Source organism: Streptomyces sp. NPDC002809, from assembly GCF_040295435.1.
In the GTDB taxonomy this organism is placed as follows: Bacteria; Actinomycetota; Actinomycetes; order Streptomycetales; family Streptomycetaceae; genus Streptomyces.
The window spans coordinates 41,338-53,294 of sequence record NZ_JBEOVJ010000057.1; the positions used below are offsets into that span (position 1 = coordinate 41,338).

General features: G+C 71.6%; 14 protein-coding genes and 1 pseudogene. 6 read left to right on the forward strand and 9 right to left on the reverse strand.

Annotation, left to right across the window (positions count from 1 at the left end):
- The first annotated feature begins 74 nt into the window (after window positions 1-74).
- The gene (locus ABT025_RS27670; protein WP_350999977.1) at window positions 75-836 is read left to right on the forward strand and encodes an SDR family oxidoreductase; all 762 of its coding nucleotides are present in this window, start codon (window positions 75-77) and stop codon (window positions 834-836) included.
- Between the two features lie 22 nt (window positions 837-858).
- On the opposite strand, the gene ABT025_RS27675 is transcribed toward ABT025_RS27670, so the two are convergent.
- Complete coding sequence (locus ABT025_RS27675; RefSeq protein ID WP_350999979.1) at window positions 859-1,287, reverse strand: hypothetical protein; 429 nt, start codon at window positions 1,285-1,287, stop codon at window positions 859-861.
- A gap of 166 nt (window positions 1,288-1,453) precedes the next feature.
- Between ABT025_RS27675 and ABT025_RS27680 the strand changes: the two genes are divergently transcribed.
- The 4 genes from ABT025_RS27680 (at window position 1,454) to ABT025_RS27695 (ending at window position 4,346) form a co-directional block, all read left to right on the forward strand.
- A complete protein-coding gene (locus ABT025_RS27680; RefSeq protein ID WP_350999981.1) occupies window positions 1,454-1,981 on the forward strand; it encodes a SigE family RNA polymerase sigma factor in 528 nt (175 codons plus the stop codon).
- Complete coding sequence (locus ABT025_RS27685; RefSeq protein ID WP_350999983.1) at window positions 1,974-2,657, forward strand: hypothetical protein; 684 nt, start codon at window positions 1,974-1,976, stop codon at window positions 2,655-2,657. The genes ABT025_RS27680 and ABT025_RS27685 overlap by 8 nt, the downstream gene beginning before the upstream one ends.
- Before the next feature lie 171 nt (window positions 2,658-2,828).
- Window positions 2,829-3,674 carry a MurR/RpiR family transcriptional regulator gene (locus ABT025_RS27690; protein WP_350999985.1) on the forward strand — a complete coding sequence of 282 codons (846 nt, stop codon included), beginning with the start codon at window positions 2,829-2,831 and terminating at the stop codon, window positions 3,672-3,674.
- A 135-nt stretch (window positions 3,675-3,809) separates the two neighbouring features.
- Window positions 3,810-4,346 (forward strand): hypothetical protein, encoded by a 537-nt coding sequence (locus ABT025_RS27695; RefSeq protein ID WP_350999987.1) that lies wholly within the window; start codon window positions 3,810-3,812, stop codon window positions 4,344-4,346.
- Window positions 4,347-4,383: 37 nt separating this feature from the next.
- Here the strand turns inward: ABT025_RS27695 and ABT025_RS27700 are convergent, their stop codons facing one another.
- The 4 genes from ABT025_RS27700 to ABT025_RS27715 form a co-directional block, all read right to left on the reverse strand.
- Window positions 4,384-4,758: a hypothetical protein gene (locus ABT025_RS27700; RefSeq protein WP_350999989.1), complete on the reverse strand. Its 375-nt coding sequence runs from the start codon at window positions 4,756-4,758 to the stop codon at window positions 4,384-4,386.
- Window positions 4,759-4,831: 73 nt separating this feature from the next.
- On the reverse strand, window positions 4,832-5,302 hold the full coding sequence (locus tag ABT025_RS27705) for a roadblock/LC7 domain-containing protein (RefSeq protein ID WP_350999991.1): 471 nt from the start codon (window positions 5,300-5,302) through the stop codon (window positions 4,832-4,834).
- A 38-nt stretch (window positions 5,303-5,340) separates the two neighbouring features.
- Complete coding sequence (locus ABT025_RS27710; protein ID WP_350999993.1) at window positions 5,341-6,120, reverse strand: transcriptional regulator; 780 nt, start codon at window positions 6,118-6,120, stop codon at window positions 5,341-5,343.
- The gene (locus ABT025_RS27715) at window positions 6,117-6,536 is read right to left on the reverse strand and encodes a hypothetical protein (protein ID WP_350999995.1); all 420 of its coding nucleotides are present in this window, start codon (window positions 6,534-6,536) and stop codon (window positions 6,117-6,119) included. The genes ABT025_RS27710 and ABT025_RS27715 overlap by 4 nt, the downstream gene beginning before the upstream one ends.
- 800 nt (window positions 6,537-7,336) lie before the next feature.
- On the opposite strand from ABT025_RS27715, the gene ABT025_RS27720 reads away from it, so the two are divergent.
- Window positions 7,337-8,029: an AfsR/SARP family transcriptional regulator gene (locus tag ABT025_RS27720; RefSeq protein WP_350999997.1), complete on the forward strand. Its 693-nt coding sequence runs from the start codon at window positions 7,337-7,339 to the stop codon at window positions 8,027-8,029.
- A gap of 216 nt (window positions 8,030-8,245) precedes the next feature.
- Here the strand turns inward: ABT025_RS27720 and ABT025_RS27725 are convergent.
- The 4 genes and pseudogenes from ABT025_RS27725 to ABT025_RS27740 all read right to left on the reverse strand — a co-directional run.
- Window positions 8,246-8,995: pseudogene (locus ABT025_RS27725) on the reverse strand (sirohydrochlorin chelatase); the annotation flags it as partial.
- Complete coding sequence (locus ABT025_RS27730; protein WP_350999999.1) at window positions 8,992-9,912, reverse strand: ABC transporter permease; 921 nt, start codon at window positions 9,910-9,912, stop codon at window positions 8,992-8,994. The pseudogene ABT025_RS27725 and the gene ABT025_RS27730, both read right to left, overlap by 4 nt.
- Window positions 9,899-10,696 carry an ABC transporter ATP-binding protein gene (locus tag ABT025_RS27735; RefSeq protein ID WP_351000002.1) on the reverse strand — a complete coding sequence of 266 codons (798 nt, stop codon included), beginning with the start codon at window positions 10,694-10,696 and terminating at the stop codon, window positions 9,899-9,901. Before ABT025_RS27735 ends, ABT025_RS27730 begins: the two co-directional genes overlap by 14 nt.
- 33 nt (window positions 10,697-10,729) lie before the next feature.
- Entirely contained in the window at window positions 10,730-11,797 is a 1,068-nt protein-coding gene (locus tag ABT025_RS27740) for an ABC transporter substrate-binding protein (protein WP_351000009.1), read from the reverse strand.
- Window positions 11,798-11,957 lie beyond the last annotated feature (160 nt).

Here is an 11,957-nt window from a genome sequence, read left to right on the forward strand (position 1 = left end):
GCGCCGCGCGCCGTCACAGAGTGGGGACCGGCCGGGGAGGACTCCCCGGCGGAATCACCTCAAGGAGTACGGACATGTCGTACGCAACGCTCGCAGGCCGCACCGCCGTCATCACCGGAGCCGCCAGCGGCATGGGGAACGCGACCGCTCGGCTGCTCGCCGCACAAGGAGTCCGGGTGGCGCTGCTGGCCCGCCGCGCGGAGCGGCTGGACGAGCTCGCCGCCAGGATCACCGCCGACGGCGGCCGGGCGCTCGCCGTGGCCGCCGACGTCACCGCCCAGGCGTCCGTGGACGCCGCCGCCGAGCGGGTGCACGCGGAGTTCGGCCGGGTGGACCTGGTGGTCAACGCGGCCGGAGTGATGCTGCCGAACCCGGTCGACGCGGGCCGCGCCGACGAGTGGCAGCGGATGATCGACACCAACGTGACCGGCGTCCTGCGCATCATCCGGGCCTTCACGGCCGACCTGGTCGCTGCCGCGGCCGAGGGCCGTACCGCGGACCTGGTCAACATCTCGTCGATCGGTGCGCACATCACGTTCCCCGACTACGCGGTGTACGGCGCCACGAAGGCCGCGCTCACCCACCTGTCGGCCTCGCTGCGCACCGAACTCGGGCCGCGCGACGTCCGCGTCACGAACATCGAGCCCGGCCTCACCGACTCCGAACTGGCCGGACACGTCGACAACGCGGAACTCGGCGGACAGCTCGACGGCATGTTCGACGCGCTCGGCGGGCTGTCGAGCGACGAGATCGCCGACCTGATCGCCTACACGACCAGCCGGGCCCGCCACGTCAACCTGCGCCAGCTCGTCGTGCTGCCGACCCGCCAGGCATGACTGCGTCGTGGGAGCGTGCCGCTCAGTCCTCCCAGTCGGACGCCGTCCGCCGCTCCTTCTCCCGGCGCCTGAACAGCCGTCCGCCGTGGACCGCCTGGAAGGCGTTGACGCCGACGATGCCGAGCCAGGCCACGACGAGCCCGTCGATACCCGCGTTCGCGACACCGATGGCGGACAGCGGGATCGCCAGGACCAGCGAGATGATCCCGAACCCGTAGCGCTCACCGAAGTGCCCCAGCGGCGGCTCCGGAGCGCGCGCCCCTCGGGCCACGACGATCTGCTGCTCCGCGAGATGCCGCCGGACCCGGCGGTCGAGCGTGCCGTCGAGCCGCTGCTCGACCTTCTCCAGAAACGACTCGACGAGCGCGGACTCGTACTCGGCCCCCAGCTCGCTGCGGGCCTGCAGGGTGGCCTTGAGCTCCTTCTTGAGCTCGGTGTCGGGTGCGTCCATGGTTCCACGGTACGAAGAGGGGGCGTCCGGGTCAGTGGGGCTAACCCCCCTGTTTCCCACCGCTCCGGCGTCCGGCCCGGAAAGTGGTGCGTAACATCCGGCCCCGCCGGCGCGTGTACAGGGAAGAAGCAGTTCTCGTGAATACGCGAAGAGACGGACGGGGGCCATGACAGCAGGATCCGAGGATGCGGACGCGTTCGACGCGTTCTACGCGGCGACCGCCAAGCGCCTGATCGCGACGGTCTATGCGGTGACGGGGGACCTGGGTGAGGCGGAGGACGCGGTACAGGAGGCGTTCGTGCGGGCGTGGCAGCGCTGGGACAAGGTGACCGCGGAGGGAGACCCGCTGCCCTGGGTGCGGACGGTGGCCGTACGACTGGGGATCAGTACCTGGCGCAGGACGCGCAACCGGGTGCGGGCGCACTTCCGGCACGGTGCGGCCACCGACGTGCCGGGGCTCTCGGAGGACCGGGTGGCGCTGGTCGAGGCGCTGAGGAAGCTGAGCGGTGACCAGCGGCAGGCCGTGGTCCTGCACCACCTGCTGGACCTCCCGGTGGAGGAAGTGGCCCGGGAGACGGGCATGTCGAGCGGTGCGGTACGGACCCGGCTCCACCGGGCCCGCAGGATTCTCGGCGAACGGCTCGCCGACACGATGCTCGGTGCCGAGCGGGAGGGGAGTGTCCACCATGGCTGATGTGGAGGAGCTGCTGGAGGGCGTCGCGGTGCGGCTGCCCGCCGCCGAGGAGATCCGCACGCAGGGCCGGCGGAGGCGGACCCGCCGCCGTGCGGCCCGGGCGCTGGCGGGAGCGGCCGTGCTGGTGACTGCCGGGGTGTGCGCCGTCGTTCTGCCGGAGTCCCCGGTCACGGGCCACGGCACGGTCGCCGTCGCCCCGCAGAACCCCTTCCTGACGGATGGTGTGGTCCAGATGCGGGAGGCGGACGAACTGCCCGGGTACGCGCAGTGGCACTGGAAGGCGAACGAGGGTCTGCCGACCGACGCGGGACCGCAGGGCGGCCCGCTGCCGCAGGTGGGCCTCGACCAGGCGTGCCCCGCTTCGTTCGCCGCGACGGACGAGCCGGATCAGAAGCGGTACAGCTTGCAGTACCGGGGCCGTGACGACGCCCTGGCCCAGCACCGCCTGGTCACGTACGACGACGCGGCCACGGCGCGCGAACAGCTGACCCGGCTGCGCGGTGCGATGACGGCGTGCGGTCTGACGTCCGCGCCACCGACCGCGGACGAAGAGGGGACGGGAAGCAGCGCGTGGTCCGGCACGGTGAAGGACGGCCGCACGATGCGGGTCACCGTCCGGCGCTGGAACGCCTGGGTGTCGGTCGTCGAGGTCCTGGACGGCAGAGCCGCCCGCTGACGGACCCGTCCGGTCCGCACCGTGCTGCCGGGGCCCAGGCCCTGCGGGCAGCCGGGTGGGTCGGGAACAAGCCGCACGAAGCCGTCTGCATATGGACATGCAGACGGCTTGCTGGCTGAATGGATCCGTCGGTGCCGGATCCCGGCGCGACGGATCTACCGAGGGGACAGGATGAGCGGGAGCAGCCCGGCGGCACGGTTGCAGCAGCTGTTCGAGGGGCGCAGGCTCACGCCCACGCAACGGCGCATCGCGCACTCGATGGTGCGCAGGGCCGGCGACGCCCCGTTCCTGTCCAGCGTCGAACTGGCCGAACTGGCCGGGGTCAGCCAGCCCTCCGTCACCCGGTTCGCCGTCGCCCTCGGGTTCGACGGCTATCCCGCGCTGCGCAAACACCTGCGTGAGGTCGCCCCGGGAGGAACTGCCGAGGACGGCGGGGAGGACACGTACAACGAGTACCAGCAGGCGGTACTCGGCGAGATCGAGAATCTGCGCCACCTCGCCGAGCTGCTCGCCGACCCGGGGCCGGTCGAACGGGCCGGAAAGCTGCTCGCCGCCTCGCGCCCGCTGCTCGTGCTCGGGCTGCGCGCCGCCTCCTCGCAGGCCCGCGGGTTCGGGTACTTCGCCGCCAAGGTGCACCCCGACGTCCGGGTGCTCGACGAGGGCGGCAGCATGCTGCACGACCGGATCGACACGGCCCGGCGGGCCGGTGCCGGTGCGCTGCTCTGCTTCGCGCTGCCCCGCCACCCCCGCGAGGTCGTGGACACGCTGGCCTACGCCCGGGAGCAGGGGCTGACCGTGGTGTCGGTCGCGGACTCCGCCTTCGCACCGGTGGCCGCGCACAGCGATCTGCTGATTCCCGCGGCCGTCGGAACCGGGCTCGCCTTCGACACCGCCTGTGCGCCCATGCTGCTCGGGCGGGTGCTGCTGGAGGCCATGTGCGACGACCTGCCCGACGCGCAGGCCAGGCTGGAGGAGTTCGACGCACGGGCGGCGGCGCGGAGCCTCTTCGTCGAGTGAACCGCGGCCCCGCGGGCATCCTGCCGTTTCTCAGACATCGCTCATGTACGGCATCTAATCTGCGCCCACGGAACGGGTGCAGGAGCTGTCGAGAGGGGCATGGACGTGGGGCGCGGATCGCAGTCGTTGGCGAGAGTGGCCGTGATCGTACGGGCCGGAGCAGCGCCCCTCTGGTGGCCGGGGCTGGTCGCGGCGGCCATCGGGTCACTGGTGCCGGGACTCACCGGCCGGCGCATCGGACTGCTGGCAGGGGCTGCACTGTTCCTGGTCACCATGGCCGTCGTGGCACTGGCGCGCGGCGGGCGGTACGCCTCGCTCGCCCGGGGCGCCACCCGGGCCGGCCGCACCGACTTCCTCCAGGACCGGGCCGTGACCGTCCGCAACTGGCGCCGGGGGCACCGCTGGTGGCTGCTCGGGGCGTTCCTCCTGGCGGTCGCCAGCGCGTTCGCCGTGCCCGGGGCGGGCGGGCTGGTGCTCGCCGGGGCCGGTGCCGGGCTCTGGGCGAAGGCCGTCCGGATCGGGCAGCGGGAGCGCCGGGACGACGTCCTGTACTGGGTCCGCACGGACTGGGTGGAGCACGGGCGGCCCGTCGGCAAGCAGGTCAGGGCGTACCGGACGACGGGGCCCGTGGCGGGGGACGCCGCGCCCGGTGGGGCGCGACGCTCCCGCTGACGCAGGGGGCTGCGCCGAGGCCTCGGAGGCAGAGGTCTCAGACCTCCAGGTCGGCCTCGATCTTCTTCAGCTGATGGCGGGCCATGGCCAGGTTGGCCCGGCTGGAGTCCAGCACCAGGTAGAGGAACAGGCCGTTGTTCCCACGGGTCTTGAGCAGCCGGATCAGGTGGTACTGGGTGCCCAGGGTGATCAGGATGTCCTCGATCTCGTCCTGGATGCCGAGGTGTTCCATGGTGCGGAGCTTGGCCCGTACGACGTCGGTGTTGCCCGCGGCCGCGACCTCCAGGTTGAAGTCCTTGCCGCCGCCGAGGGTGCCCAGCGCCATGCCGCTCGTGTAGTCGACGAGGGCGACACCGGTGGTGCCCTCGATGGACGACATCGCTTCCTTCAGTGACGCTTCGGTGTTCGCCATGAGTGCTCGTTTCCTTTCCCTGACCGGTCGGGACGACCGGTTCCGTTTCTGGGTCATGCCGGGCTCGTGCGGGTCATGTCGTGCGGTGCGGCAGGGGGCCGGGCTGCTGCGCGGCGCGGGGCGCCGGCCCCCGGCTGCCGGGTGCGGGCTGCGGGGCGCGCTCCAGGGCGGCGTCGACGAGCTCGCCGATCCGGGAACCGGACCTGCGGCCCTCGAGATGGAGCCGGCCGACGTTGATGCGGTCCTCGGCGAGCAGGGTCAGCACGGCGGAGGAGCCGGCGGCGTACGTCGCGATGTATCCCGTCTCGCCGCGTACGAGCAGTTCGCGGAAGCCGCCGCGGCCGGTCGCGTCCGTCATCCGGATGGAGACGCCCAGGGCGGCCGCGGTCAGGGCGGCGACGCCCTCCGCCTCCACTCCGGGGGTGTCATGGGCCAGGACGAGTCCGTCGGTGCTGGCCGCGAGTGCGCCGGAGAGGAGCGGAACCCGGGCCCGTAACCGCTGGAGCTCGGCCAGGACATCCTGGACTTCGACCTCGGGCACCATCAGCTGTCTCCTCCCGGCACGCTGTCTGAGCGCGCGTATCACAGGGCCTCCAATGCGTCTCGGAGCCGGCGCAACAGGGCGACGTCGGGGTCGGCCGTGACCTCGGGAAGCGTGATCCGGCCGGCAGCGGACGGGTCCGCCTTGTCCCGTGCCGCCGCGACCAGTCCGGCGGCCGCCAGCCGCCGCAGGTCGACCAGGGTGTGGAACGCCGACCTGCCCAGCTCCTGCGCGATGTCCGTCGCGGTACGCACTCCGTCCACGCGCTCCAGTACGCGGCGCTGGCGCGGCGGCACGGGGGAGTCGGCCGGACGGCCGGTCCGTACGAGGGGGGCGCTGTCGGTCACGGCCTCGGGCCAGATCCGCTCCAGCAGTTCCCGGCGCCGGAGGGTCTCGCGCTGCACGGCGTCCACGGGGACGGGGCGGACCGGGCCGATCCAGTGGGCCACCCCGTAGCGGAAGCGGGCCGGGGTCCTGGTCGGGGCGAGGGCGAAGAACGCCGCGTCGTACAGGGCGCCCAGGTGGCACAGCTCCAGGGCGCCGCCCGGCACCGTGCCGCTGTCCACGAGGTAGCGGCCCACCCGCTGCCCGGCACCGGCCCGGGCGACCGCGTCCCACCATCCCTCGCGGTGCAGCGATCCGCCCCGGGTGAGCAGGACGTCGATGCCGGGGGTGGCCGGGCTCTCGGCGTGCACCACCTTGCCGTCGGCCAGGTAGAGGGTGCCGCGGTCGCGCATCAGGGCACCGGTGGCCCGTTCGGTGGCGAGGCGCTGGAGCATGGGTGAGAGGACGGTGGCCGTGGCGGGGGCGGCGGCTCTCATGCGAGGACCAGCCGCTCGGCCATCTCGCCCAGCCGTATCCGGGCCAGGGCCAGATTGCCCTCCGCGCGGTCCAGCCACAGGTGGAGGAAGACGCTGCTGTCGAAGTCCGTCTCGACGAACCGGAGGATGTGGTAGCCGGCGCGGGTCGTCACGATGACGTCCTCGACGGGCGGGATTCCCGTGGCGTCCGTACCGGAAGCGGCGGTCGGCGCTTCCGGTAAGCCGGCCGCGAAGGCGGGCTGTTCGGCCGCCATCCGTGCCACCTCCGCCGTCTCCGCGGCGGTGGCCTCGTGATCGCCGTTGGGCGAGTCGCCGATGGTGCCGAGGGCGAGACCGCTCGTCCAGTCGACCACGGCGGCGCCACGGGCACCGGGCAGTCTCATGACGTCGAGCAGGCACTCGTCGATTCCGGGCACGCGGACTCCCCTCCGACGCTGCGTGCGGCTGTGACCCCGAGATTACGCAACGTGCTTACTCCAGGTGGGAGTTCTGGCATTTTCCATAGGTACATGCGCGCCGTACGGTACGGGGGTGTATGCGGGTGGCCGGATGTCTCCGGCCACGGATGGCGGATTCGGCCAACCGCCCACCGCTCGGCCTTCGGCGGTCCGGGGCGGTGGGGCGCCCTCCGGATCGCGCCGGGCGGGCGGCTGGGCTGCGGCGTTCCGGGAGGTGGGGCGCAGGAGGCGCCCGTGCCGGGAGGGGCGGGCGGACGGCATTACGCGCAGGTCGGCCGCGACCCCTAAAACGCAACTTCATGTATGCGGAATTGCGTCACAGTTCTTGAGCTGATTGACGCCCGCCGAGATGGCCTATTAGTATCGCACGAAGGTTCGGTTAGCCTTGCGCTCACCCCGGCGAATGAATTGGTCCAAGTAAGTGGTTTCGAGTTGGACTAAATGTGGGGGGCTCGGGGGTGCGGGCCGAAGAAGCGTTCTCGATCAATGGGGGATTCGGTGCGCAAGTTCTACGGTAAGGATCTCGTCGACATAAGAAGACCCTGGCGGGTATGGGCTGCCGGAGGTATTGGTAATTGTCCGGATACAGTGCTGTCCGAGGCAGATCTGAACGGTGTCCTCCTTCCCCTACCCGGGGGAGTCGCAGGGCACCTTTTTTCATGCACGGCATCCACGGGGGCGGAGCAGTGTACTTCTCAGTACTAGGGGTCATAGAGGTCTACGAGGGCCGGCAGTGCGTGCTGCGGCCCACTGGAGTGATGCAGCAGACGCTGCTGGCGGCGCTGCTCGTATCGGGGGGAGCTCTCGTCACGGTCGAGGCCCTGGTCCGGGAGCTGTGGGGGAACACGCCACCCGCCAAGGTGGAGAACGCCCTGCAGGCCCAGGTGAGCAGGGTGCGCCGCAGCCTGGGTGCGCTGGAGTCGACGGGTGCGGGGCCGCGCGTGGTCAGCAGCCCCTCGGGGTACCTGTTCCGGGCCGACCGCTCGGAAATCGACGCCTACGTTTTCCTGGATTCCATCGAGGATTTGCTCGAGAAAGAGGAATCCATCAATCCGCGAACCGGAATAGAGATACTCCGGGGAGCCCTTTCCCGTTGGCGCGGTCCGGTTTTCGGAGGGCTGGCCGGGGGGCCGATCTGTCAAGCGGCAACAGCCAAGTGCGTGGAATCCCGTCATTCGGCCCTCACGCTCCTCTACGAGCTGGAGCTCAAAGTGGGCAGGCATGCGCAGGTTCTTCCCGAGCTCGCGGAGCTCTACGCGCAGAACCCCACCCACGAGAAGTTCTGCATGCTGCTCATGCGGGCGCTCTACCGGACGGGCCGTCAGCGTGACGCACTCGATGTGTACCGTGCCTGCCGGCGGAACCTCGTGGAGAACCTCGGCATCGAGCCGACGCCTGCGTTGAGGCAGTACGAGAAGGCCATTCTCACGCATGACCCGTTGCTGACCTGAGGGCTGTCCCGTAATCCGTGGTGGATCGGCGCGCGGCGTCGGATGCGGTGCATCGCAAGGCGGAGGAGCATCCGCATACTGGATGTATTCGGACGTTCCGACAACGCGGCGAGGTGCCGTAGCTGTCGTCGCGCGCCCGCCAGGGAATACGGGACAGCCCTTAGCTTGATCTCCGACCTCGGGGTCCGAACGAGAGGCTCCGGCCCGAACCGGCCGGCCTGCCCGCGCCTCGTCGTAGCGGTGCAGGACGAGAGCGGCGATCTCCGGGGCGTCGCCCAGTACCGGAGCCAGCAGGTCCGCCGCCGACGCCTCGCGCGCCACCCGGTCGGCAAGCATTCCGGGTGCCACGAAGCAGGGGGAGACCACCACCTGACGGATGCCGTCCGCACGCAGGGAGCGGACGGCATCCGCCGTGCCGGGAGGGGCGGTGGAGGCGAACGCGGGCCGCACGGCGCACCAACCGGTGTGCCGCCACTCCCGCGCGATTGCTGCGACATCCGCGTTCGCCTCCGGATCGCAGCTGCCCGCGGTGGCGAGCACGATCCCGGTCTTCGAGCGGTCCCCGGCGGTGACCCCGGTCTGCGCGAGGCGGCGCTCCAGAGCCGCGATCAGCAGGGGGTGCGGGCCCAGCACCCGCGACTGCCGCAGGGACAGGTCCGGGCGGCGGACCGCGAACTCCCGCAGCAGGGCCGGACAGTCGGTCCCGGCATGGAACGCCTGGGTGATCAGCAGGGGCAGCACCACGGCCGAGCGCACTCCCTCGTCGTGCAGCCGCTCCAGCGTCCGGACGGCGCCGGGAGGACAGTGGTCGAGGAAGCCCGCGGCCACCCGCAGACCTGGACGCATCGCGCGTACCCGTCGGACGAGTGCGCGCACCGTCGCCCGGTGGCGCGGGTCGCGGCTGCCGTGTGCGATCACCGCCAGGGCGACCGGCGACCGCCGCGGCGCGGCACCCGCCCGGCTCATCGGGACCTCTCCAACAGCCCGCGGCCGCGCAGCACATGACGCTCGACCGGGGAGAACACGAGGAGTTCCACTCCGATGCCGACCCCGAGGATCAGCACGATGACGCCCAGTACCAGAGGCATGTCCTGGTAGGCCCGGCCGGTCTCCAGCAACTGGCCCAGACCCACACCCAGGTCGGGTGAGGAAGCGATGAGTTCGGCGGCCATCAGGGAGCGCCAGGAGAAGGCCCAGCCCTGCTTGAGACCGGCCACGTACCCGGGCAGTGCGGCGGGCAGCAGGACATGACGGATCCGGCTGAGGCCGTGTGCGCCGATGACCTGCCCCGCTCGCAGATAGAGGGGAGGCGTCCGGTCGATTCCGGCGATGAGCCCGTTGGCGATGGACGGGACGGCACCGAGCAGGACCACTGCGTAGATGGTGGTGTTGCCGAGGCCGAACCAGATGATCGCTGCCGGGACCCAGGCCACCGAGGGCAGGGACTGCAGCCCCGAGAGGATCGGCCCGATGGCCGTCCGCAGCCACGGTGTCTGCGAGACGAGCAGTCCGAGCGGAGTGCCGATGGCGAGGGAGACCGCGAAGCCCACCCCTCCGCGCGACACGCTCTGCCATACCACGTCGAGGATGGTCCCCCTGCGCCATTCCTTGGCGAGCGCATCCCAGACGTCGAGCGGCGGGGGAAGCTGGTAGGTCTCCTTGAGGTGCAGTGCGACGGCCAGTTGCCAGAGCAGCAGGACGAGCGCGACGGAGACGAGCGGCGGGAGCACCTTGCGCAGCAGGACGGTACGGAACGGCGTGCGCACCGTCTGCGGGCGGGCGTCCAGCGCGTCGAGTCCGGCCTCGAGACGGGCCAGTCCGTCCGTGCTGTCGTTCTCCTGGGCGGCGGCCCGGCCGGGGCCCGGGAGATCAGTGCCGGCCATGGCGGCGGATCTCCCTTCGCAGGTGGTCGGTGATCTCGGCGGACAGTTCCGCCACGGCGGTGTCCTCGATGCGGCGCGGGTGCTCGATGCCGACCGTCCACTCGCGGGCGATCCGGCCGGGCCGGGACGTGAGCAGCACGACCCGTTGGGCCAGGCGTACCGCCTCGCGCACGTTGTGGGTGACGAAGAGGACCGAGACCCCCGTCTCGCGCCAGATCCGGGTCAGCTCGTCGTGCAGCACGTCCCGGGTGATGGCGTCGAGCGCGGCGAACGGCTCGTCCATCAGCAGCAGCCGGCTCTCCTGAGCCAGCGCCCGAGCCAGTGCGACGCGCTGGCGCATCCCGCCGGACAGTTCGTGCACCCGCTTGCCGTGCGCCCCGTCCAGGCGGACGAGGGACAGCAGGCGGTCGGCCTTCTCCCGTCGCTCGCCGCGCGGCACTCCGCGCAGTTTCAGGGCGAGTTCGATGTTCTTGCCCGCGGTGAGCCACGGGAAGAGCGCGTGCTCCTGGAACATGAGGGCGGGACGGCCGTCCGGAACGCTGAGGGTGCCCGAGGTCGGCTCGTCGAGCCCGGCGACCAGATTCAGCAGGGTCGACTTCCCGCAGCCGGAGGCCCCGAGCAGGGTGACGAACTCGCCCGGTGCGACGTCCAGCGAGACGCCGTCGAGCACCGGCTGCGCAGGGGAGCGGCCGAAGGTTTTCGAGACGAGCGAGAGACGGGCCGCGTACGCCGTTGTCCCGGCGCTGCCGCCTGGGGCGGTGGACGTGGGCAGAGCAGTGATCATGAGTGGGTCTCCGTACGAGCTGCGGAAGGGGAGTTACTCGATGCCGAGCCCTGTGTCGTCGACGGGGTCGAGACCCCGGTCGCGCAGGACCCTGTTCAGCGGGCGCAGATCGTAGATCCCGTTCAGGTCCGGGGCCTCGGTCATCCCGGCCCGCACCGCGCGCTCGGTCTGGATCCGCAGCGTGGCGGCGAGGGGGTCGTAGAGCACGGCCACGTCGGCGAACGCGTGACGGAGCACCGGGGCGGGCAGCTTCCTGCCGGTGAGCCGTTCCAGCTGGGCGTTGACGGCGGCTCCGGCGCGGTCCGGGTGCCCTCGTATCCAGGCATTGGTTCTCACCGACCCCCTGAGCACGGCCTCCACCACGTCCGGGTGCTCGGTGAGGAACCGCTGGGACGCGATCACGTTCGTGACGGCGAACCGGCCGCCCCTCCACTGGTCCCGTTCGTGGAGGAGGACCTTTCCGCCGTCGGCGACCAGCCGGGCCGCGGTCGGCTCCGGGACCCAGGCACCGTCCACGCTCCCGCGCAGGAACGAGCCGGGAATCTCCTTGTTGTCCTGCCGGATGACGGTGACGTCGCCCCTGCCGGACCGGCCGTCAACGGACCATCCCTGGGCGGTGATCCAGTGGAGGAGGGCCACGTCCTGCGTGTTGCCGAGCTGCGGGGTCGCGATTCTCCGGCCCTTCACATCGGCGGCCGTGCCGATCTTCGCGGGATCGACCACGAGGGAGACGCCTCCCGACGCGGAGCCCGAGATGATGCGCAGGTTCCGGCCGCCGGACCTCGCGTATCCGTTGACGGCGGGGGAGGGGCCGATCCAGCCGATGTCGACCGAGCCGGCGTTGAGGGCCTCGATCTCGGCAGGACCGGCGTTGAACACCTGAGCGCGGATCCTGGTCCCGCCCAGCTCGGCGGCGAAGTGCCCCTCGCCGATGCCGACGAGCGCGGTGGCCTGTACGACGGTCCCGAAGTAGCCGATGCGGACCTCGCGGGCGGACAGTTCCTTCGCCCCGGGGCGTGGCGCCGGGCCGGAGACCGAACCCTTCGTGGCCTCGGAGCCGTAGCCGCAGGCGCCGAGGGCGGCGGCGGGGAGAGCCGCCATGAGCCGGAGCGCGGAGCGGCGTGTTCCGTCACGGGTCACGACCGGGCTTCCTCTTCCCCGGCGGTGAAGGAGGTGCCTGCCATGCCGGCGGTGAGGGTGGTGCCGTCGGTGGGGTCGATGAGGAGGAAGGAGCCGGTGCGGCGGGAGTCGGCGTAGGTGT

Excerpts from the sequence above, each read along its gene's own strand:
- ABT025_RS27710 (WP_350999993.1), bottom strand. The coding sequence starts at position 6,120 with ATGAGAGCCGCCGCCCCCGCCACGGCCACCGTCCTCTCACCCATGCTC.
- ABT025_RS27670 (WP_350999977.1), top strand. The coding sequence starts at position 75 with ATGTCGTACGCAACGCTCGCAGGCCGCACCGCCGTCATCACCGGAGCC.
- ABT025_RS27705 (WP_350999991.1), bottom strand. The coding sequence starts at position 5,302 with ATGGTGCCCGAGGTCGAAGTCCAGGATGTCCTGGCCGAGCTCCAGCGG.
- ABT025_RS27680 (WP_350999981.1), top strand. The coding sequence starts at position 1,454 with ATGACAGCAGGATCCGAGGATGCGGACGCGTTCGACGCGTTCTACGCG.
- ABT025_RS27690 (WP_350999985.1), top strand. The coding sequence starts at position 2,829 with ATGAGCGGGAGCAGCCCGGCGGCACGGTTGCAGCAGCTGTTCGAGGGG.
- ABT025_RS27730 (WP_350999999.1), bottom strand. The coding sequence starts at position 9,912 with ATGGCCGGCACTGATCTCCCGGGCCCCGGCCGGGCCGCCGCCCAGGAG.
- ABT025_RS27675 (WP_350999979.1), bottom strand. The coding sequence starts at position 1,287 with ATGGACGCACCCGACACCGAGCTCAAGAAGGAGCTCAAGGCCACCCTG.
- ABT025_RS27685 (WP_350999983.1), top strand. The coding sequence starts at position 1,974 with ATGGCTGATGTGGAGGAGCTGCTGGAGGGCGTCGCGGTGCGGCTGCCC.
- ABT025_RS27700 (WP_350999989.1), bottom strand. The coding sequence starts at position 4,758 with ATGGCGAACACCGAAGCGTCACTGAAGGAAGCGATGTCGTCCATCGAG.
- ABT025_RS27735 (WP_351000002.1), bottom strand. The coding sequence starts at position 10,696 with ATGATCACTGCTCTGCCCACGTCCACCGCCCCAGGCGGCAGCGCCGGG.
- ABT025_RS27740 (WP_351000009.1), bottom strand. The coding sequence starts at position 11,797 with ATGGCGGCTCTCCCCGCCGCCGCCCTCGGCGCCTGCGGCTACGGCTCC.
- ABT025_RS27720 (WP_350999997.1), top strand. The coding sequence starts at position 7,337 with ATGCAGCAGACGCTGCTGGCGGCGCTGCTCGTATCGGGGGGAGCTCTC.